Here is a 19956-nt window from a genome sequence, read left to right as displayed (position 1 = left end):
CTGCCAATTCACAATTCATTAATACCGGGTTCCTGTTCGCAAAAGCGCATTTGTGTGACGGCCGTTCGTCATGCGGGGGGCCGGGTTGTGTCAAGAAATTGCCAAACTGCATCCCCATAATCGCGCCGATGCGCCTGTGTGGCGATGCAACAGACGGATGGATATGCGGAAAAATCTCAGGGTGACGACGGCGGTTTCCGCCATTCTGGCAGTGTTTGTGGTGCTGTTCGCGCTGGCCGCGGCGGCCGGGATCTTCGTGCTGCGCGAAAACCGCGCCGACATCGAGGCGCTGGGACGGGGCAGTATCGAGCGCGCCAGCGACCTGTCGGACATGACCAGCAGCCTGTTCCAGGCGCGCGCCGCGCTGACCGACGCCAAGACGGCCATGGAGGGCGGGCTGGAGGAAGCCCGCGACCAGTCGCTGAACCATGCCGATGCGCTGCTCAGGCAGGCCGCTGCCAGCCTGGCGCGGCTGCGCGCCAATCCCGACACCAGCGCCCAGGGCGCGCCGCTGTTCGACCAGGCGCTGGCGGCCTATGCCGCTTTTGCCGACCAGACGCTGGCGCCCATGTTCAAGGCCATCAAGGGCTGGAACGGCATCGAGGTGAATCGATTGGTCGACAAGGTGTTGCCGGCATCTGGCTCGGCCTACGTGAAGCAGGCCGACGCCTACCAGGCCTATGCGCGCCAGCAGGGCCAGGCCGCGGTGGCCGGGGCCAGCCAGACCATGCAGCGCGTGACCGTGGTGGCCGCGGCGGTGCTGGGCTTCGTGCTGGTGCTGGCGGTGTTGATCCGGCTGGGCTTTCGCCGCCGCATCCTGCGGCCGCTGAACGAGGCCGGCGCGCATTTCGACCGCATCGCCGACGGCGACCTGACCGGCCACATCGCCGTCCATGGCGACAACGAGATTGGCGTGCTGTATTCGGCCATGCGCCGCATGCAGACCGGCCTGTCGGCGGCGGTGGCGTCGGTGCGCCATGGCGTCGAGGAGATCCATACGGGCTCGGGCGAGATCGCGGCCGGGGGCGCCGACATGTCGGACCGCACCGCGCGCCAGGCCGGTTCGCTGCAGGAGGCCGCGGCCAACATGACGCAACTGGCCCATACGGTGCAGATGACCGCAGGCAACGCCGATCTGGCCAGCCGCCAGGCGCTCAGCGCGACCCAACTGGCCCAGCGCGGCGGCCAGGCGGTGCAGGAGGTGGTGACCAGCATGCAGGGCATTGCCGACAGCGCGCGCCGCATCGGCGAGATCGTCGGGGTGGTGGACAGCATCGCCTTCCAGACCAACATCCTGGCGTTGAACGCGGCGGTGGAAGCCGCCCGCGCCGGCGAGCAGGGCAAGGGCTTTGCGGTGGTGGCGGGAGAAGTGCGCTCGCTGGCCCAGCGCAGCGCCCAGGCGGCCAGGGAAATCAAGGGCTTGATCGAGGATTCGGCCGCGCGCGTCGAGGCCGGCGTGCGCCAGGTCAACCTGGCCGGCGACACCATGCGCGACATGCTGGCCTCGGTCGACCGCGTGACCCAGATCGTGGCGGAAATCTCCAGCGCCACGGCCGAGCAGGCCGCGGGCATCGCCTCGGTCAATGACGCCGTGGCGGATATCGAACGCTCGACCCAGGAGAATGCGGCAATGGTCGAACAGACCGCCGCCGCGGCCGCCGCGCTGGAACAGCAGGCCCAGGGCCTGCGGCGCGCGGTGTCGGTATTCCAGATCGACCAGGCGACGCAGGAGGCCGCCGGGCAGGCTTCAGCGCACGAGCTGCGGCAGGGCGCCGCCGTTGTAGCGCTCGGTCACCAGCGACAGGTTCCCATGCTTGACCTTGTGCTTGACATGGGCAGCGGCCGACGCGATGTCCTCCGGGCGGATGCGCTCGCATAGGGAAGGGGTGACGGTGAGCGCGCCGACCCCCAGCGTCACGAACGGGAAAAAGCGCGGCACGCCGTAACGGTCCTCGGCCTCGATGCCGCCGTTGCGGCGGCCCTCGTCGTCGTACAGGTCGATGGCGCGCTCGTTGAACTCGGCGATGACGCGCTGGATGCGCTCGTTCCAGTCGGCGCTGCGCAGCAGCACCACGAAGTCGTCGCCGCCGACGTGGCCGACGAAATCGCGCAGCGGATCGCAGTGGCGCTTGATGATGTCGGCGGTCAGCAGGATCATGTCGTCGCCGCGCCAGTAACCGTAGACGTCGTTGAATGGCTTGAAGTTGTTCAGGTCGCCGTAGCAGATGGTGAAATCGGCGGCGTCCTCCAGCAGCGTGGCGATATGCCGGCTGATGGGAATGTTGCCCGGCAGCGAGGTCAACGGGTTGGCGTAGCGCGCGGCCTCGATGCGCATCTCGGTCACCGAGCGCACCAGCGTCTCGCCGGTGGCCAGGCCGTCGTAGCGGCCGTCGCGGGTGATGATGAGGCCGTCCATCAGGTAGCGCTGGTCTTCCGAGATCAACACGTGGCTCAACTGGTCGATCGACACGTCCAGGTCCACCAGCACCGGCTCGCCGTTCATGAAGGTCGAGCAGGCGTCGCGTCCGAACAGTTCGCGGGTGTAGCGCTGCGCGTAGTGTTCGGAGAAGTCGCGGCGGTTGATGATGCCCACCGGCCGGTTGTCGCCGTCGACCACCGCCACGGCGTGCAGGCTCTTGTGCTCGATGAACAGGCGGTGCACGTCGTCGTTGGTGTGCTTGTGCAGCAGCGCGGCCGGGGCCTCGACCCGCAGGCTGGCGGCGGTGCCGCCGGTCGAGCGCTGCGACAGTGGGGCGGGCGCCCGCACCCGCAGCGAGTCGCGCAGCGGCGGGGTCAGTTCGGTCAGCAGGGCTTCGTCGGGGCGTCCCAGCAGCCAGCCCTGGGCGTAGCGGATCTCCAGGTCGCGCACCACCGCCAAGTCCTCGGCGGTCTCGATGCCCTCGGCCACGATGGCCGTGCCCAGGTACTGCGCCACCTTGAGGATGGCGCGCACCATGTTCTGCTTGCGATCGTCATGGCCGATGCCGTTGAAGAAGTAGCGGTCGATCTTGACCAGATCGGGCTGCATCTCGGCCCACAACTGCAGGTTGGAATTGCCCACGCCATAGTCGTCCAGGGCGATGCGCATGCCGTATTCGCGCAGGCAGGCAAAGGCGTTGCCCAGCGTCGACATGTGCTCGGACAGGGGATCCTGCTCGGTCAGTTCGACGATGATGTTGGACGGCGCCAGCGTGCAATCCTTGAGCAGGCGCAGCGGCATTTCGTCGCCCCACAGCGTCCAGTAGTGGATCAGCGCCGAACCCGACAGGTTCAGGAACAGCTTGCCGGCGGCCGCGGTCTGGTCGAAGCCCTGGGCGCCGGCCCGGAAGCTGGCCAGCTCCAGTTGCGGATGCAGGCCCTGGCGGCGGGCCTCGGCGAACAGGGCGTCGGGAAAGTGCAGGGTGGTGTCGACCGGGCCGCGGATCAGGCTTTCATGACCATAGATGCGGCTGTGCGAGAGGTCGATCACCGGCTGGAAGCGGGGGCGCAGCAGCCGTTCGCGCAGGATGCCGGCCAGGCTGACGGGGGCTGGCGCAGCGGCGCCGGCGGAATGGGTGGGCGCGCTGGCCGCAACCGGCCGTGGCAAAGCGTGAAGTGGGTTCATCGCCGGGGCGTTCAGATACGATCAGTGACAAGATTGCCCATATTGACGACGAAATATGTCTGTGTTGTTGCGCTTACACGTAACATGCCGCCCGGGGCGGTGACCGCGCCCTATACAATTTGGCCATGACTTCCCCCAAGATTCCCGATTCCCTGCGCCGCGTCGTGCTGGCATCCAACAACCCGGGCAAGCTGCGTGAGTTCTCCGCCTTGTTCGCCCCGCTCGGCATCGAGCTGGTGCCCCAGGGCGACCTGGGCGTGCCCGAGGCCGAGGAGCCCCACGTCACCTTTGTCGAGAACGCGCTGACCAAGGCGCGCCATGCCAGCCGCCTGACCGGGCTGCCGGCGCTGGCCGATGATTCCGGCCTGTGCGTGGCCGCGCTGGACGGCGCTCCGGGCGTGTATTCGGCGCGCTACGCCAAGATGCATGGCGGCGAGAAATCCGACCAGGCCAACAACGCGCTGCTGGTCGACAAGCTGGCGTCGGCGACCGACCGCAGCGCCTGTTATGTGGCGGTGCTGGCGCTGGTGCGCGGTGAAAACGACCCGCGCCCGCTGATCGGCGAAGGCCTGTGGCAGGGCGAAATCATCGACCAGCCGGAAGGCGAGAACGGCTTCGGCTACGATCCGCACTTCTACCTGCCCGACCAGGGCCTGACGGCCGCCGCGCTCGATCCCGAGGAAAAGAACCGCATCAGCCATCGCGCCCGCGCGCTGCGCGAACTGCTGAGCAAGCTGAACCAGGCTTGACCCCGGCGCGCGTGTGCGCCGCCGCCAGGAACACGAATGTCCATCACCATCCCCATCCGCTCCGAAATGGGCGCGGCCCGCTCGCGCCTGGTCACCCCGGCCGGCGCCACCCTGACCAGCTTGCCGCCGCTGTCGGTCTATGTGCACGTGCCGTGGTGCGTGCGCAAGTGCCCGTACTGTGATTTCAATTCGCACGCCGCGCCCGGCGGCGAGATTCCCGAACGCGCCTACCTGGACGCGCTGCGCAGCGACCTGGAGCAGGCGCTGCCGTCGATCTGGGGGCGCCAGGTGGTTTCGGTGTTCATCGGCGGCGGCACGCCCAGCCTGCTGTCGGCCGCCGGCCTGGACGAATTGCTGGCCATGCTGCGCGCCTGTCTGAACATGTGGCCCGATGCGGAAATCACCATGGAGGCCAATCCCGGCACCGCCGAGGCCGGCCGTTTCCGCGACTACGCCGCCAGCGGCGTGACCCGTTTCTCGCTGGGCATCCAGAGCTTCGACGACGCCCAGTTGAAGAAGCTGGGCCGCATCCACGACGCGGCCCAGGCCCGCGCCGCCATCGAGATGGCCCAGCGCGCCGCGCCGCGCGTCAACCTGGACATGATGTTCGCGCTGCCGGGCCAGACCCTGGACGCCTGCGTGGCCGACCTGCGCCAGGCCATCGGCTTCGGCACCGAGCACCTGTCGCTCTATCACCTGACGATGGAGCCCAACACCGTCTTCGCCAAGTTCCCGCCCGAGGACCTGCCGGACGACGACGCCAGCGCCGCCATGCAGGACGCGGTCGAGGCCGAGCTGGCCGCGGCCGGCCTGGCGCGCTACGAGGTCTCGGCCTATGCCCGGCCCGGGGCGCGCTGCCGCCACAACCTGAACTATTGGGAGTTCGGCGACTACCTCGGCCTGGGGCCGGGCGCCCACGGCAAACTGTCGTTCCATGACCGCATCGTGCGCGAGGCGCGCCTGCGCAGCCCGGAGTCCTGGATGCGCGCGGCCGCCGCCGGCGACGGCAGCCACCTGGCGGAGAGCCGCCAGGTCGGCCCCGACGAGCTGCCGTTCGAGTTCATGCTGAACGCCCTGCGTCTGAAGGACGGCGTCGCGGCCTCGCTGTTCAACGAGCGCACCGGCCTGTCGCTGGCCGCCATCGCGCACCAATTGGAGGCAGCGTCCGCCAAGGGCCTGCTGGACGCCGATCCCACCCGCCTGCGGGCCACGCCCCTGGGCTGGCGCTTCCTGAACGACCTGCAGGAAATGTTCCTGTAGCAATAAAGCACCATGATGGGGCAATCATGCCCCATCATTTGCACCAAGATGGTGCTACATTGCCCCATGACCTCACAGGCCTCCCCGGGCAATCCCGGGGGTGAGACCTGGCACGCTTATTGCTTCCCTCTTTTATGCCAGTCGAGCGGCACAGCCCTCGACCCTTTTATCTAATGGAGATGACATGGCAAGCCCGAAAGACGTCCTGAAACAGATCGCCGACAACGAAGTCAAATTCGTGGATTTCCGCTTTACCGATACGGTTGGCCGCGAGCACCACGTGTCGGTGCCCACTTCCGCTATCGATGAAGACAAGCTGGAAAGCGGGCAGGCTTTCGACGGTTCGTCGATCCCGGGCTGGAAGGGCATCGAAGCCTCCGACATGCTGCTCATCCCCGACCTGTCGACCGCCAACCTGGATCCGTTCCGCGAAGAGCCGACCCTGATCCTGTCGTGCGACGTGGTCGAACCGTCGGACCTGAAGGGCTATGACCGCGACCCGCGTTCGCTGGCCAAGCGCGCCGAAGCCTACCTGAAGGCCTCGGGCCTGGGCGACACCGCCTACTTCGGTCCGGAACCCGAATTCTTCGTGTTCGACGGCGTGACCTGGAACACCGACATGTCGGGCACCTTCGTCAAGATCAAGTCGGAAGAGGCCTCCTGGTCCACCGGCCTGGAATTCGAAGGCGGCAACACCGGCCACCGTCCCGCGGTCAAGGGCGGCTACTTCCCCGTTCCCCCGGTCGATTCGTTCCAGGACATGCGTTCGGAAATGTGCCTGCTGATGGAACAGATGGGCGTGCCGGTCGAAGTGCACCACCATGAAGTGGCCGGCGCCGGCCAACTGGAAATCGGCACCAAGTTCAGCACCCTGGTGCAACGTGCCGACTGGACCCAGATCGTCAAGTACATCGTGCACAACGTGGCCCATGCCTACGGCAAGACCGCCACCTTCATGCCCAAGCCCGTCGTCGGCGACAACGGTTCCGGCATGCACGTGCACCAGTCGATCTGGAAGGACGGCCAGAACCTGTTCGCGGGCAACGGCTACGCCGGCCTGTCGGAATTCGCGCTGTACTACATCGGCGGCATCATCAAGCACGCCCGCGCCCTGAACGCCATCACCAACCCGGGCACCAACTCGTACAAGCGCCTGGTCCCGCACTACGAAGCCCCGGTCAAGCTGGCCTACTCGGCCCGCAACCGTTCGGCCTCGATCCGCATCCCGTACGTGGGCAACCCAAAGGGCCGCCGCGTCGAAGCGCGCTTCCCGGACCCCCTGGCCAACCCGTACCTGGCCTTCTCGGCCCTGATGATGGCCGGCCTGGACGGCGTGCAGAACAAGATTCACCCCGGCGATCCGGCCGACAAGAATCTGTACGACCTGCCGCCGGAAGAAGACGCCAAGATCCCGACCGTGTGCTCCTCGCTGGAGCAGGCGCTGGAAGCGCTGGACAACGACCGCGAGTTCCTGACCCGCGGCGGCGTGTTCAGCAACGACATGCTCAACGCCTACATCGACCTGAAGATGGCCGATGTGAACCGTCTGCGCATGACCACGCACCCGGTCGAATTCGACATGTACTACAGCCTCTGATTTCCAGGGGTTGTGGCTGGGGGAGCGCGATGATGTAGGCAGAAACCAGGGCCGACACCACGCGCACCGCCAGGTCGCCGACCGACAGCCTGTCCCGCCGGCCCTCGCGCCGGCGGGCAGGGCGGCGCACGCAAGCGCCACCGGACCGGTGTGCCGATTTCCCCCTTGTAGTCATTCGGGTACGTTGAAAATGAATGTAGAAGCTCTCGATCTGCTTGCCACGTCCGTTTTCCTGGTCAACGCACGCGGGCATATCGAATACGCCAATGCGGCCGCCGAGGATCTGTTCGGCCGTTCCCGCAAGCAGCTTTGCGGCCACTCCGCCGCCACGCTGTTCGACAATCCGGAAAACATCCAATCGTCCATCGACCGCGCCGCGGCCGGCAGGTATGCCGACGTCAGGCAACTGGCCTCATTGCGCCGCGCCGCCGAATCGGTGGAAGTGGCGGTGACCACGGTCGGCTTGAGCGGCCAGGCCTGGCCGGTGCTGATCGAGACCCGCGAGATCGAGCAGCGCGTGCTGGCCGACCGCAACCATCGCCTGGTCGACGAGATCGAGGCGCACCGCGAACTGCTGCGCAACCTCGCGCACGAAGTCAAGAATCCCCTGGGCGGCTTGCGCGGCGCCGCGCAACTGCTGGAAGCCGAGCTGCCGAGCGCGGCGCTGGCCGAGTACACCCAGGTCATCATTTCCGAAGCCGACCGCCTGCAGGCGCTGGTGGACCGCCTGAGCGGCCCGCAACGCGTGCCGCTGAACGCGCGGCCGGTGAACATCCACGAGATCTGCGAGCGCGTCTGCGCCCTGATCCAGGCCGAATTCCGCAACGACGTCACGCTGGTGCGCGACTACGACGCGTCCATGCCCGACCTGAAGGGCGACGCCGCCCGCCTGATGCAGGCGGTGCTGAACGTGGCCCGCAACGCGGCGCAGGAACTGGTCGCGCGGCCGCAGACGCCCGGACTCGAACCTGGCGTCGTCACGCTGCGCACCCGCGTGGCGCGCCAGGTCATGCTGGCGCATCGGCAGCACCGCCTGGCGCTGGAGCTGTCCATCATCGATAACGGTCCCGGCGTGCCGGACCATATCCGCGACCGCATTTTCCATCCCCTGGTCACCGCCCGCGCCGGCGGGACCGGCCTGGGCCTGAGCCTGGCCCAGGATTTCGTGCAGCAGCACGGAGGCATCATCGAATTTGAATCCCGACCCGGGCGCACCGAGTTTCGCCTGGTCCTACCGATGGAGCCCGCACTCTGATGAAACCCGTATGGATCGTCGACGACGACCAGGCCATCCGCTGGGTCCTCGAAAAGGCCCTGGCCCGCGCCGGTGTCCCCACCCGTAGTTTCTCCCAGGCCGCCGACGTGCTCGACGCGCTGGCGCACGAGACGCCCGTCGCCCTGGTTTCCGATATCCGCATGCCCGGCGGCAACGGCCTTGAACTGCTGCGCCAGCTCAAGGAACGCCATCCTGGCCTGCCCGTCATCGTCATGACCGCCTTTGCCGACCTGGACAGCACCGTGTCGGCCTTCCAGGGAGGCGCCTTCGACTACCTGGCCAAGCCCTTCGACGTGAACGAAGCGGTGGCGCTGATCCAGCGCGCCATGCAGGAATCGGCCCAGCCCGAGAGTCCCGAAGGGCAGGGCGAGGCGCAGAACAACGAACGCTGGATGATGACGCAGTCGTCGTCCACCGCCATGCAGGAAGTGTTCCGCGCCATCGGCCGGCTGGCGCAGTCCAAGGTCACCGTGCTGATCACCGGCGAGTCCGGCACCGGCAAGGAGCTGGTGGCGCGCGCGCTGCACGGCCATGGCATGCGCGCCGGCGGCCCGTTCGTGGCGCTGAACGCCGCCGCCATCCCGCGCGACCTGCTGGAAGCCGAACTGTTCGGCCACGAACGCGGCGCTTTCACCGGCGCCAACACGCTGCGCCGCGGCCGCTTCGAGGAAGCCCATGGCGGCACGCTGTTCCTCGATGAAATCGGCGACATGCCGATCGAATTGCAGACCCGCCTGCTGCGCGTGCTGGCCGAAGGCAGCTTCTACCGCGTCGGCGGCGCCCAGCCGGTGCGGGTCGACGTGCGCATCGTCGCCGCCACCCACCAGCCGCTGGAGCAGCGGGTCGAGCAGGGCCTGTTCCGCGAAGACCTGTTCCACCGCCTGAACGTCATCCGCCTGCGCCTGCCCCCGCTGCGCGAACGGGTCGAGGACATCCCCGCGCTCGCCAACCACTTCCTCACCGCCAGCGCGCGCGCCCTTGGCGTGCCGGTCAAGCGGCTGACTCCGGAAGCGCTGGCCGTCCTGACCAAGTTCGACTTTCCGGGCAACGTGCGCCAGTTGGAGAACTTCTGCCATTGGCTTACCGTCATGGCCCCTGGTCAGACCGTCGAACGCGCCGACCTGCCGCCCGAAATCCGCGCGATGGAACACGCGCCGGCCGCCGGCTCCGTATCGCCGCGACCGCCCGCCAGCGCCGGCGTTGCCGCCATCGGCACCGTGGTCCAGCACTCCGCGCCCGCCGCGGCCGACGAAGCCACGCCCCGCAACTGGCAGGACTCCCTGCTGCGCGACGCGCAGTACCGCCTAGAGCGCGGCGAACCCGCCGTCATGGCGACGCTGACGCGCCAGTTCGAGAAGATCCTGCTACAAAGCGCCCTGGACGCCAGTCGCGGCCGCCGCGTGGAAGCCGCCTCAAGGCTGGGCATCGGCCGCAACACCATCACGCGCAAGCTGCGCGAGCTGGGCATCGAGGACGAGTAGGCCGCGTTGGCCCGGACCCCGGGGCGGCCGCTGCGCCGCCCGCGGGGCGTCCTTCAGAGGAAAATGACGCGCTCAGGCCATGCCTAGCAGGCCCTCGCAAAGGCGCGGCGACTTCAACTTCTGCAGCCACCACTTCAACGCCTCGCCGGGCGCCTCCGCCCGCCACGCATACGCCACATGCTCGGTCAGCGACATCCCCTCATCGGTATCGCAGACCACCAGCACGCCCTGCGCCAGGTAGGGCGCGGCCAGCGTCAACGGCAGGTAGCCGCATCCCAACCCGCGAATCTGGGCCTCGATCTTGGCCTGCATCGTGGGCATCACCAGCGTCGGCTGCTCCGCCAGGATGCCGCGCGACTGCGGCGGCAGGTTGCGCGAGGTATCGGCCACCACCACCGCGCAGTAGCGCGTGATGTCGGCGCGGCTCAGCGGCTGCGGCAGCGATGCGAGCGGGTGATGCGCCGCCACGCAGAAGCCGAATTGCGCCTGTCCCATCGTCTGTGAGCGGTAGGGGCCGGTCGGCTCGCCGGCCGCTCCCGCGCCGATCACGAGGTCGGCGCGGTTCGAGGTCAACGCATCCCAGTTGCCGCTCAGCACCTCGGTCGAAAAGCGCAGGGTCGTCGCGCTGCCCAGCGCCTGGAATTCCTCGACCAGGTCGTACAGCGGCCGCCAGGGCAGCACCGCGCTTACCGCGATGCGCAGCTCCACCTCCCAGCCGGTGGCGATGCGCTTGACCCGGCAAGCCAGGTCGTCGAGCGACTGCAGCACGTGGCGGCCGTCCTTGAGCAGCGCCTCGCCGGCCGGCGTCAGCAGCGCCCGGTGCCCGGAGCGGTCGAACAGCAGCACGTCCAGCCCGTCCTCCAGCTTGCGGATGGCGTAGGTCACGGCGGAGGGCACCTTGTCCAGCTCGCGCGCCGCCTTGGCAAAGCTGCCGTGGCGCGCGATCGCATCCACCAGGACGAGCAATTCGGGGGTGATCGGCTGCATGGGGAAGCTCCGGGCAATATCGTTCAAAAAAATTGAATGGTTTCTTCAAATCATAGCGTCAAATCGGCGCGCGAGTACGCGCACAATGTCACTCGTGCCGGTCGAGCAGCCAGCGCCAAGCGAAAAAAGTCAGGCGCCGGCCCAAGCGAAACCATTCACATATTTGAAACAGGAGTCCACCATGCTTACCATCCGCCGTAGCGTCGAACGCGGTCACGCCAACCACGGCTGGCTCGATTCGTTCCACACCTTCTCGTTCGCCAACTACTACGATCCCGCCCACATGGGCTTCGGCGCGCTGCGCGTGATCAATGACGACCGCATCGCCGCCGGCCGCGGTTTCGGCACCCACGGCCACCGCGACATGGAGATCATCACTTATGTGCTGGACGGCGCCATTGCGCACAAGGACAGCATGGGCAGCGGCTCCACCATCCAGCCCGGCAACGTGCAGCGGATGAGCGCCGGCCGCGGCGTGATGCACTCCGAGTTCAACCCGCGCGCCGACAAGGAAACGCACATGCTGCAGATCTGGATCGAGCCGAACGTCACCGGTATCGCGCCGGAGTATGAGGAAAAGGCCTTCACCGACGCCCAAAAGCGCGGCCGTCTGCAAGCCCTGGTGTCGGGAGACGGCGTCGACGGCTCGATGACGATCCATCAGGACGTGCGGCTCTATGCCGGCCTGTTCGACGGCGATGAGTCGGCCTCGCTGGAACTGGCCCCCGGCCGCCGCGCCTGGGTGCACGTGGCCCGCGGCAGCCTGACGGTCAACGGCGTGGCGCTGGCGGCCGGCGACGCGGTCGCGATCAGCGATGAAACGCGGGTGGCGCTGTCCGGCGGCGACAACGCCGAGGTGCTGGTGTTCGATCTGGCTTGAGGCCGGCAGCCGGGTGGATCGCCGATCCACCCGGCCTTAACATGGCCCCGAGACGGCCAACCTACAGGAGTATTCCCATGTCCACTTTGTCCCAAGCCGGCGACAGCCAGATCGAAACCGTGGTGGTGCCGCGCAGCAGCGACCTGGGCGGCTTCGAAGTCCGTCGCGCGCTGCCCTCGGCGCAGCGCCGCACCGTCGGCCCGTTCGTTTTCCTGGACCACATGGGCCCGGTTGAATTCACGGCCGGCTCGGGCATCGACGTGCGCCCGCATCCGCACATCGGCCTGTCCACCGTCACCTATCTGTACGAAGGCTCGATGGTGCATCGCGACGGCGCCGGCAATACCCAGACCATCCTGCCCGGCGAGGTGAACTGGATGACGGCCGGCCGCGGCATCGTGCACTCCGAACGCTCCTCGCCCGAAAGCCGCCAGGCCGCGCAGCGCCTGGCCGGCCTGCAGATCTGGGTCGGCCTGCCCAAGGCCCACGAGGAAACCGATCCCGGTTTCACCCACTATGGCCTGGACGCCCAGCCGGTGGTCGAGGGCGAGGGGGTGCGCGCGCAGGTCGTGGCCGGCTCGCTGTTCGGCAAGACCTCGGCCGTTAAGACCCACTCGCCGCTGTTCTATGGCGACATGCAGTTGCGCGCCGGCGCCGTCACCGTGCTGCCCGCGGAACACGAAGAGCGCGCCGCCTACCTGGCGATCGGCTCGGTCGAGGTGGACGGGCAGGTGTTCGAGAGCGGCCGCCTGATCGTGTTCGCGCCCGGCCGTCCGGTGCAGATCCGCGCCTGTACCGACGCGCGCTTCGCGGTGCTCGGTGGCGAGCCGCTGGAAGGCCCGCGCTTCCTCTGGTGGAATTTCGTCTCCAGCAGCAAGGACCGCATCGAGCAGGCCAAGGAAGACTGGCAGCGCAACCGCTTCGGCCAGACCGTGCCGGGCGACGAGACCGAGTTCATTCCGCTGCCGCCGCCGCGGGCTTGACGCGCCCGATCGGAGCGCCGGGCGGCATGCGCCTGGCGGCTCCGGCCGGTTCGCCGTCTATCCGGCGTTCAACAACTCGAACGCCTCGCCCTTGAACACGCGCGCGGGACCACCCCGTGCCACCTCATGGTGGAATTGGCGCCGCCGGGCCCGCTCCGTGGCATGCGCGGCCTGCTCATGTTGGGCCAGCCGATGCGCGATCAGCAGCGCGGCGATGCGCTTGTTGGCATGCTGGCTGCGCTCGGACTGCACCTTCACGCTGATGCCCGTCGCCACGTGCGTCGCGCGCACCGCGGATTCCGTCTTGTTGACGTGCTGGCCGCCCGGCCCGGATGCGCGCGTCGTTTCGAAGCGTATCTCCGTGTCCTGGCGGATGGCCGGCGGGTCGCAACGCAAAGCGCCGATGAACCAGTTCTTGCGCGGGTGGCCAGGGCGATAAGGGCTGGGGCAGATCCACTGGATCGATCCCTCCCAACACGCGGCCAGGCCGGCCGCGCCCGGACCATCGAGGGCCAGCAGCACCGAGCGATAGGTGCCGGCTCGGGTGCCGGTCTCCTGTTCGAGGATATCGATGCCAACGCCGCGCGCTTCGGCCTCGCGCAACAGGTAGGCGAGGGCCTTGGCGACCGCCAGGCAGCACTCATCGGGGCCCTGGGCCGCGGATAACTGTAGCAGCATCATCAGCAGCACTCCCCCCGGGTCTTGTAGGTCAACACCGGGCGCAGCCTGGCCAGCACCGTCAGCAGGCCCGCCTGTTGCAGGCTGGCGATGATGCTGTCCACGGGTTTGTACGCTTCCGGCGCTTCCTCATAGATCAGTTGCTTGTCCTGGCAGATGACATGGCTGCCCAACCGGGTCTTGCTCAGTTGCGCGGGACTGTAGCGCTTGAACAGCCGGTCCTTGCACTCGCTGCGCATCCACTTGCGGCCCGCGCCGTGCGCCAGCGAGAACAGGCTGGCCTCGCTGGCGATCGGCGCCACCAGATAGCTGAAGTCGCCGCGCGAACCGGGGATGATGACCGGTCCGCCGTCGGACGGGGTCGCGCCCTTGCGGTGCAGCCAGCCCGCTTCTCCGGCGATGACGGCGGGGGTTACCAGGTTGTGGTCGACGTCCAGTACCTGGTCGCCATCCACGCCCCAGCGTGCCAGCATGCGGCGCGCAATGAGGTGGCGATTGGCCTGCGCGAATCGCAACGCGTCGTCGTGTTGCGCCAGGTAATCCCGGCATGCGGCGCTGTCCTGCTCGAGGCCGTCATGGCCATGGCGACGGACGTGTTCCTCCAGGATCGAGCGGCCCAGGCCCCGCGAACCGCTGTGCACCAGCAGCAGCAGCTTTTTCTCGTCGATGCGCAAGGCCGCCAATGCCTGCGCATCGTGGATTTCGTCGATGCACTGGAGCTCGGCGAAGTGGTTGCCGCCGCCGATGGTGCCCAGCGCCTGCCGATGGCCGACGCCGGCGGGCGCCAGTGCCGACACCAGCGCCTGCCAGGTGTCGTCGAGCGGCTCGTCGATGTTGCGCAGCCGCTTGTCGAGCTTGTCCGGCGCGACTTTGCGGCTTTCGAGATGCGTCGACCAGAGCGCCATGCCGCAGCCGATGTCGCCGCCGATCAAGGCCGGATACAGGCGGCCGAGCGAGAAGAACGCGGCGCCCACTGGATAGCCGCGTCCTGGATGCAGGTCCGGCATGCCCGCGACGTGGCGCATGCCGGCGAGCCTGGCGGTGGTATGGAGTTGTTGGATCGCGTTGCCTTCGATCCAGGTGTCGTCCGAGGCGATCAATGTGACGCGCTCGGACAGTGCTTGAATGCAATTGCCCATGGAGATTCCAGATCAGGTCATGAGGAGGGCCGCTCTCATTGCGATACGAATGAGAGACCCTGTCAGGCAGGTCCGGGCCTGGGCAATGCGAATGGTCTGCCGCGAAGATGCGGCAAGGAAATTCGAACGCGCTAGACGCGGCCTGCGATGGGGGAAGTCTGTTGTTGCATGGTGCTTTCCTCCTGTGCAGTACGGTGTGTGGGGATAGGGCGGCGCATCGGGCGCGGCGCCTGGGGGCCGGCGAAGCCGCGGCGCAATCAGGGCGCCGCTTGCCGGGAAGTGCGCACTGTATCACCGATCGCGGCGGATTGATCCGCGCACGTGCGAAGAACCGCGATTTCGTTCGTCATGGCGTCTGAATTGCGCCACACAGTATGATGCGCATCCCTAACGTGATAACAATCGGGATGGAGACATCATGCAACGCTTTACCCTGAACGCGCTGCGCGGCCTGGCCGCGCTGGCGCTGATCCATGGCGCCAATGCCGCGCTGGCCGCCGGCTATCCGGCCAAGCCCATCGTGTTCATCGTGCCGTACACCGCCGGCGGCACCACCGACCTGGTGGCGCGCACCGCCGGCGCGAAAGTGGCCGAGAAACTGGGCCAGCCCGTCATCGTCGAGAACCGTCCGGGCGCCGGCGGCAACATCGGCATGGACGCCGTGGCCAAGGCCGCGCCGGACGGCTACACCATCGGCTTCGGCGCCATCTCCACCAATGCGCTGAACCCCTTCGTCTATCCGTCGATGCCGTTCGATCCGACCAAAGACTTCACCGGCATCAGCATGCTGGGCGCGTCTTCGGTGGTGCTGGAGACCGGCCCGTCGCTCAAGACCGACAGCGTCAAGGACCTGGTGGCCTACGCCAAGCAGCATCCCGGCACGGCCTTCGGCACCCCGGGCACCGGCACCTCGATGCACCTGGCCGGCGTCATGTTCGACCAGCTCACCGGCGCCGGCATGCAGCACATTCCCTACAAGGGCAGCGCGCAGGCGCTGAACGACCTGCTGGGCGGCCATCTGCCGATCCTGTTCGATAACCTGCCGGCCTCGCTGCCGCACATCAAGTCGGGCAAGGTCCACGCGCTGGCGGTTACCGGCAGCAAGCGCGCGCCTGCCTTGCCGGACGTGCCGACGTTGGCCGAGCTGGGTTACGGCGGGGCGGTGGTGGATCCGTGGTTCGCCGTCTATGGCCCGGCCAGGATGCCGGCGGAAATCACCAACGCGTTGAGCGAAGCCTTCCAGGCGGCGCTGGCGATGCCGGATGTCAAGGACAAGCTGGAGCAGGCCGGTTTCATGCCGTATGGCTCGACGCCGGCTGAAGTGGAACGCCTGACCCGCAGCCAGTACGAGTCGTTCAAGGCGCTGTCGCAGAAGGTGAAACTGTCGGCCGACTGATCGGCCGTCGTGGGCGTGGGCCACGCCGCCGGCCGGACACGCCGCAATCGCCGGTTCGTCGCGTGCCGCGCCCATGCCCCGGGCGCGGCCCTTGGATCAGCGCCCGCGCGCGAAGACCTGCTCGCGTTGCTCCACCAGCGCTTCGCGGCGGATGAAGTCGCGCACGAAGTCGTCCGTCGGGTGGTGGTGCAGGTTGTAGGGCGTGTCCCACTGGGCGATGCGCCCGGATGCCATGACGCCGATGCGGTCGGCGATGGCGAAGGCCTCGGCCTGGTTGTGGGTCACCAGGATGGCGGTGTGGCCCGTGGTCTTCAGGATCTCGCGCACCTCGAAGGCGAGGCGCTCGCGGGTGTCGACATCCAGGTTGGAAAACGGTTCGTCCAACAGCAGCAGGTCGGGCGAAGGCGCCAGGGCCCGCGCCAGCGCCACGCGCTGCTGCTGCCCGCCGGAGATCTCGTGCGGATAGCTGTTGGCGGCATGTGCCAGGCCGACCAGCGCCAGCATTTCCTCGACGCGGCGGGCGCGCTCGGCGCGCTCCAGGCGGCGCAGGCCGAAGGCCACGTTCTGCGCCACCGACAGGTGCGGGAACAAGGCGTAGTCCTGGAACATCATGCCGACGCGGCGCTTTTCCGGCGCGACCTGCTCGGCGGGCGAGGAGATGACCGCGCCATCGAGCAGGATGCGTCCGGCGCGCACCGGTTCGAAGCCGGCGATGGCGCGCAGCACCGTGGTCTTGCCGCAGCCGGATTCGCCCAGCAGGCAGCCGATGTGGCCGGCCGGCAGGCCCAGCGTCAGGTCCTGCACCACGGGCCGCAGGCCCTTGGGGGTGTCGTAGGCCAGCGAGATGTGATCGAGTTCAAGCAGATCGGGCACGATGTTCAATGTCCCATTTTCAGATTGGTGCGGGCCAGCAGGATGACGGGCAGCAGGCCGGCCAGCACGATCGCCAGCGCGGCGACCGCGCCTTCCTCGTAGGTGCCGCGGGCCGCTTCGGCGTAGAGCCAGGTGGCGAGCGTGTCGAAATTCATGGGCCGCAGCAGGAGCGTGGCCGGCAATTCCTTCATGGCGTCCACGAACACCAGCAGCGCGCTGGCCGCCAGCGCCGGCCGCAGCAGCGGCAGGTGGACGCGGCGCAAGGTGCCTGCCGAGCTTTCTCCCAGCAGCCGCGAGGCTTGTTCCAGCGACGGCGGAATGCGGGCCAGGCCGGCTTCGAGCGCGCCGGTGGAGATGGCCAGGAAGCGGATGGCATAGGCGCACACCAGCGCCGCCATCGAACCCATCAGGAACAGGCCGCCGCCGCCAAAGACCTTGGCCACGGCGGTGTCGATCCAGACGAAGGGGGTGAGCAGACCGATGGCCAGCACGGTGCCGGGCACGGCGTAGCCCAGGCTGGCGACGCGGGCGCAGGCGCGGCCCGGATTGAAGCCGGCGCTTTCGCGCAGCGTGCGGCCGGCCCAGGCCACGATCAGGCCGCAGAGCAGCGTCACAATGGTGGCGCTGAACGCCACGATCAGCGTGTTGCCCAAGCCGTTGAGCAGTTGGTTGGAAACGCCGCCCACCAGGTGCAGGCGCTTGTAGGTTTCGACCACCAGGTACAGCGCCGGCGCCACGAAGCCGATGATCACGGGTATCCAGCCCAGCACCGCCGCCAGCACGGCGGCCGCGCCGCGCAGCCGCCGCGGCTGCATCGGCCGCATGCGTTGCGTGTTGGCGTAGCGCTGGCGCTTGCGGCCATGGCGTTCGAGCAGGATCAGGCCGATCACGATGGCCAGCATGGTCAGCGCGATCTGCGCCGCGCCGGCCAGGTCCGAGCGCGTGACCCAGGTGGTGTAGACGGAGACGGTCAGCGTCTGCACGCCCAGGAATTCGGACGCGCCGATGTCGTTCAGGGTTTCCAGCAGCGCCAGGCTGACGCCCACCACGATGGCCGGACGAGCCAGCGGCAGCGCCACCCGGAAGAACACGCCATAGCGGCCCGCGCCCAGCGTGCGCGCCGCTTCCAGCAGGCTGGCGGCCTGCGTCATGAACATGACGCGGGTGCTCAGGTAGACATAGGGATACAGCACGAAGCCCAGCACGAAGATCGCGCCCTGTATCGAGCGCAGGTCCGGCAGCCGGAACTGGCGCGGGCTGTCGTAGCCCAGCAGCGCGCGGATGGCGCTCTGGATCGGGCCGATCGGGTGCAGCAGGTCGAGATAGGCGAAGGCGATGATGTAGGTCGGCACCGCCAGCGGCAGCAGCAACGCCCAGGTCAAGGTGCGCCGCGAGGGGAATTCGTAAGCCGTCACCAGCCAGGCCGAGCCGGTGCCCAGCAGGGTCACCAGCACGCCGACGCCAGCCAGCAGCGCGGCGGTGTTGGCCAGCGCCTGCGGCAACACGTAGGTGGCCAGGTGGCGCCAGTGCGACAGATCGCCGCCCAGCGCCCACCAGACCAGGGTCAGCACCGGCGCCAGCACCGCCAGGCCGATCAGGGCGGCGCCGGCCAGCCAGCCGGCGCCGCGTTCAGTCCAGCGCAAACGCAGTGGCCGGGGCAGGGAATCTGTATGCATGCTTCACAAGAGTTACTGCGGGGAAGGCGCTGCGCGGGCGGCGCCTGTAGTAGCGTCAAGGCCTGCCGTCGCGCGTCCCGGGAGTTTTCCGGGCGAGCAAGGGCAGGCCTGAGAGCCGCGAGACGGCGCCAGGGGGCGCCGCCTTGCCGCGTTTAGTTGTCGAAACCGACCTTGTCCACCAGCTCGCTGGCTTGCTTGCGGTACTTGGCGATCTCGGTCAGGGGCAGGGGATCGACCTTCAGTTCGCCGAAGCTGGCGATGACCGGGTCGAGCTTGACGCCCTTGCGCACCGGGTACTCGTAGTTGGCCTGCGCGTACAGGACCTGCGCCGGCTCGGACACCAGGAAGTCCAGCAGCTTGATGGCGTTGGCCTTGTTGGGCGCGTGGGCCGCCACGGCCGCGCCGCTGACGTTCACGTGGGTGCCGCCGCTCTTTTCGTTGGCGAAGGTCGGGCGGACCACCTTGATGGCGTCGCCCCACTTGCGGGCGTCGGTGCCGGGCTCGGCGTTCTTCATGTGGCCGACGTAGTAGGCATTGGCCAGGCCGATGTCGCAGATGCCGCCCAGGATGTCGCGGGCCACGTCGCGGTCGCCGCCGGCGGCCTTGCGGGCCAGGTTGGCCTTGACGCCGCGCAGCCACTTCTCGGTGGCCTCGGCGCCGTCATGGGCGATCATGGAGGCGACCATGGCGGTGTTGTAGGGGTGCTGGCCCGAGCGGATGCAGACCCTGCCCTTCCATTTCGGGTCGGCCAGGTCTTCGTAGCGGAAGGATTCCAGCTTCAGGTCCTTTTCGACGTACAGCACGCGGTCGCGCAGCGACAGGGCGTACCATTTGCCATCGGCGCCGCGCAGGTTGGCGGGGATGACGGATTCCAGCGTCTGCGACTTGATCGACTGCGTCACGCCGCCGTCCACCAGGTCGAGCAGGTTGCCGATGTCGACCGTCATGAGCACGTCGGCGGGCGACTTGGCGCCTTCGGCCTTGACGCGTTCGAGCAGGCCGTCCTTGACGAAGACGGTGTTGACCTTGATGCCGCTTTCCTTGGTGAAGGCGTCCAGCAGCGGCTGGATCAGCTTCGGTTCCCGGGTGGTGTAGAGGCTGACTTCCTCGGCCGCGTGGGCCGGGACGGCGAAGGCGGCGGCGCCGGCCAGGGCCAGGGCGCGCAGCAGGGTGGTCATTGGGGGACGCTTGGACATAGGGACTCCGGCAAAGCGGTCTGCTAACGAAAATGATTATCAAGTCAGAGCGGGACGATAACAGGAAGTTTTATCGTATTCAACTCAATGTAAGACTGCGCATAAGACCCTTGATCCCCATCAATACGGCATAAGGGTATTACGGAATAATGAGAGCAATTATCATCAAGTCCCTGTAGAA

The 19956-nt window shown here is 67.8% G+C and carries 15 protein-coding genes and 1 pseudogene; 9 read left to right on the top strand and 7 right to left on the bottom strand.

The annotated features are described in order from the left end of the window. Positions 1–70 precede the first annotated feature (70 nt). Positions 71–1597 (top strand): annotated as a pseudogene (locus tag SB816_RS13285) (methyl-accepting chemotaxis protein); the annotation flags it as partial. Between the two features lie 150 nt (positions 1598–1747). Here the strand turns inward: SB816_RS13285 and SB816_RS13280 are convergent. Beyond that, entirely contained in the window at positions 1748–3604 is a 1857-nt protein-coding gene (locus SB816_RS13280) for an EAL domain-containing protein (RefSeq protein ID WP_231132851.1), read from the bottom strand. 125 nt (positions 3605–3729) lie between these two features. Here SB816_RS13280 and rdgB point away from each other — a divergent pair, with 125 nt between their 5' ends. From rdgB to ntrC, 5 genes are all read left to right on the top strand, one after another. Continuing rightward, positions 3730–4353, top strand: a complete 624-nt coding sequence (rdgB, locus tag SB816_RS13275; RefSeq protein WP_054502632.1) for an RdgB/HAM1 family non-canonical purine NTP pyrophosphatase — start codon at positions 3730–3732, stop codon at positions 4351–4353. 36 nt (positions 4354–4389) lie between these two features. Continuing rightward, on the top strand, positions 4390–5613 hold the full coding sequence (gene hemW, locus SB816_RS13270) for a radical SAM family heme chaperone HemW (RefSeq protein WP_410547138.1): 1224 nt from the start codon (positions 4390–4392) through the stop codon (positions 5611–5613). A gap of 184 nt (positions 5614–5797) precedes the next feature. Continuing rightward, entirely contained in the window at positions 5798–7210 is a 1413-nt protein-coding gene (gene glnA / locus SB816_RS13265; protein ID WP_049073515.1) for a type I glutamate--ammonia ligase, read from the top strand. A 190-nt stretch (positions 7211–7400) separates the two neighbouring features. Beyond that, the gene (glnL, locus tag SB816_RS13260) at positions 7401–8465 is read left to right on the top strand and encodes a nitrogen regulation protein NR(II) (protein ID WP_064522984.1); all 1065 of its coding nucleotides are present in this window, start codon (positions 7401–7403) and stop codon (positions 8463–8465) included. Next, the gene (gene ntrC / locus SB816_RS13255) at positions 8465–9967 is read left to right on the top strand and encodes a nitrogen regulation protein NR(I) (RefSeq protein ID WP_054502629.1); all 1503 of its coding nucleotides are present in this window, start codon (positions 8465–8467) and stop codon (positions 9965–9967) included. The genes glnL and ntrC overlap by 1 nt, the downstream gene beginning before the upstream one ends. 72 nt (positions 9968–10039) lie before the next feature. On the opposite strand, the gene SB816_RS13250 is transcribed toward ntrC, so the two are convergent. Beyond that, entirely contained in the window at positions 10040–10954 is a 915-nt protein-coding gene (locus SB816_RS13250) for a LysR family transcriptional regulator (protein WP_054502628.1), read from the bottom strand. 181 nt (positions 10955–11135) lie between these two features. On the opposite strand from SB816_RS13250, the gene SB816_RS13245 reads away from it, so the two are divergent. After that, positions 11136–11834, top strand: a complete 699-nt coding sequence (locus tag SB816_RS13245; RefSeq protein WP_410547137.1) for a pirin family protein — start codon at positions 11136–11138, stop codon at positions 11832–11834. Positions 11835–11911: 77 nt separating this feature from the next. After that, on the top strand, positions 11912–12817 hold the full coding sequence (locus tag SB816_RS13240; protein WP_064522980.1) for a pirin family protein: 906 nt from the start codon (positions 11912–11914) through the stop codon (positions 12815–12817). A gap of 57 nt (positions 12818–12874) precedes the next feature. Here SB816_RS13240 and prfH read toward each other — a convergent pair whose 3' ends face one another. Further along, a complete protein-coding gene (gene prfH / locus SB816_RS13235) occupies positions 12875–13498 on the bottom strand; it encodes a peptide chain release factor H (protein ID WP_054502625.1) in 624 nt (207 codons plus the stop codon). Continuing rightward, on the bottom strand, positions 13498–14634 hold the full coding sequence (locus SB816_RS13230; protein WP_336236258.1) for an RNA ligase RtcB family protein: 1137 nt from the start codon (positions 14632–14634) through the stop codon (positions 13498–13500). Before SB816_RS13230 ends, prfH begins: the two co-directional genes overlap by 1 nt. 418 nt (positions 14635–15052) lie before the next feature. Between SB816_RS13230 and SB816_RS13225 the strand changes: the two genes are divergently transcribed. Beyond that, positions 15053–16030, top strand: coding sequence for a Bug family tripartite tricarboxylate transporter substrate binding protein (locus SB816_RS13225; protein ID WP_410547136.1), 978 nt, complete (start codon positions 15053–15055; stop codon positions 16028–16030). 96 nt (positions 16031–16126) lie between these two features. On the opposite strand, the gene SB816_RS13220 is transcribed toward SB816_RS13225, so the two are convergent. From SB816_RS13220 to SB816_RS13210, 3 genes are all read right to left on the bottom strand, one after another. Further along, positions 16127–16903, bottom strand: a complete 777-nt coding sequence (locus SB816_RS13220) for an ABC transporter ATP-binding protein (RefSeq protein WP_410547135.1) — start codon at positions 16901–16903, stop codon at positions 16127–16129. Between the two features lie 5 nt (positions 16904–16908). Next, the gene (locus tag SB816_RS13215) at positions 16909–18579 is read right to left on the bottom strand and encodes an ABC transporter permease (RefSeq protein WP_064522972.1); all 1671 of its coding nucleotides are present in this window, start codon (positions 18577–18579) and stop codon (positions 16909–16911) included. A gap of 152 nt (positions 18580–18731) precedes the next feature. Further along, the gene (locus SB816_RS13210; protein WP_410547134.1) at positions 18732–19775 is read right to left on the bottom strand and encodes a Fe(3+) ABC transporter substrate-binding protein; all 1044 of its coding nucleotides are present in this window, start codon (positions 19773–19775) and stop codon (positions 18732–18734) included. Positions 19776–19956 lie beyond the last annotated feature (181 nt).

It is taken from the genome of Achromobacter sp. SIMBA_011, assembly GCF_046535435.1.
In the GTDB taxonomy this organism is placed as follows: domain Bacteria; phylum Pseudomonadota; class Gammaproteobacteria; order Burkholderiales; family Burkholderiaceae_B; genus Achromobacter; species Achromobacter dolens.
This window is presented reverse-complemented; position numbering and strand designations above follow the sequence as displayed.

Excerpts from the sequence above, each read along its gene's own strand:
- SB816_RS13280 (WP_231132851.1), bottom strand. The coding sequence starts at position 3,604 with ATGAACCCACTTCACGCTTTGCCACGGCCGGTTGCGGCCAGCGCGCCC.
- rdgB (WP_054502632.1), top strand. The coding sequence starts at position 3,730 with ATGACTTCCCCCAAGATTCCCGATTCCCTGCGCCGCGTCGTGCTGGCA.
- hemW (WP_410547138.1), top strand. The coding sequence starts at position 4,390 with ATGTCCATCACCATCCCCATCCGCTCCGAAATGGGCGCGGCCCGCTCG.
- glnA (WP_049073515.1), top strand. The coding sequence starts at position 5,798 with ATGGCAAGCCCGAAAGACGTCCTGAAACAGATCGCCGACAACGAAGTC.
- glnL (WP_064522984.1), top strand. The coding sequence starts at position 7,401 with ATGAATGTAGAAGCTCTCGATCTGCTTGCCACGTCCGTTTTCCTGGTC.
- ntrC (WP_054502629.1), top strand. The coding sequence starts at position 8,465 with ATGAAACCCGTATGGATCGTCGACGACGACCAGGCCATCCGCTGGGTC.
- SB816_RS13250 (WP_054502628.1), bottom strand. The coding sequence starts at position 10,954 with ATGCAGCCGATCACCCCCGAATTGCTCGTCCTGGTGGATGCGATCGCG.
- SB816_RS13245 (WP_410547137.1), top strand. The coding sequence starts at position 11,136 with ATGCTTACCATCCGCCGTAGCGTCGAACGCGGTCACGCCAACCACGGC.
- SB816_RS13240 (WP_064522980.1), top strand. The coding sequence starts at position 11,912 with ATGTCCACTTTGTCCCAAGCCGGCGACAGCCAGATCGAAACCGTGGTG.
- prfH (WP_054502625.1), bottom strand. The coding sequence starts at position 13,498 with ATGATGCTGCTACAGTTATCCGCGGCCCAGGGCCCCGATGAGTGCTGC.
- SB816_RS13230 (WP_336236258.1), bottom strand. The coding sequence starts at position 14,634 with ATGGGCAATTGCATTCAAGCACTGTCCGAGCGCGTCACATTGATCGCC.
- SB816_RS13225 (WP_410547136.1), top strand. The coding sequence starts at position 15,053 with ATGCAACGCTTTACCCTGAACGCGCTGCGCGGCCTGGCCGCGCTGGCG.
- SB816_RS13215 (WP_064522972.1), bottom strand. The coding sequence starts at position 18,579 with ATGCATACAGATTCCCTGCCCCGGCCACTGCGTTTGCGCTGGACTGAA.
- SB816_RS13210 (WP_410547134.1), bottom strand. The coding sequence starts at position 19,775 with ATGTCCAAGCGTCCCCCAATGACCACCCTGCTGCGCGCCCTGGCCCTG.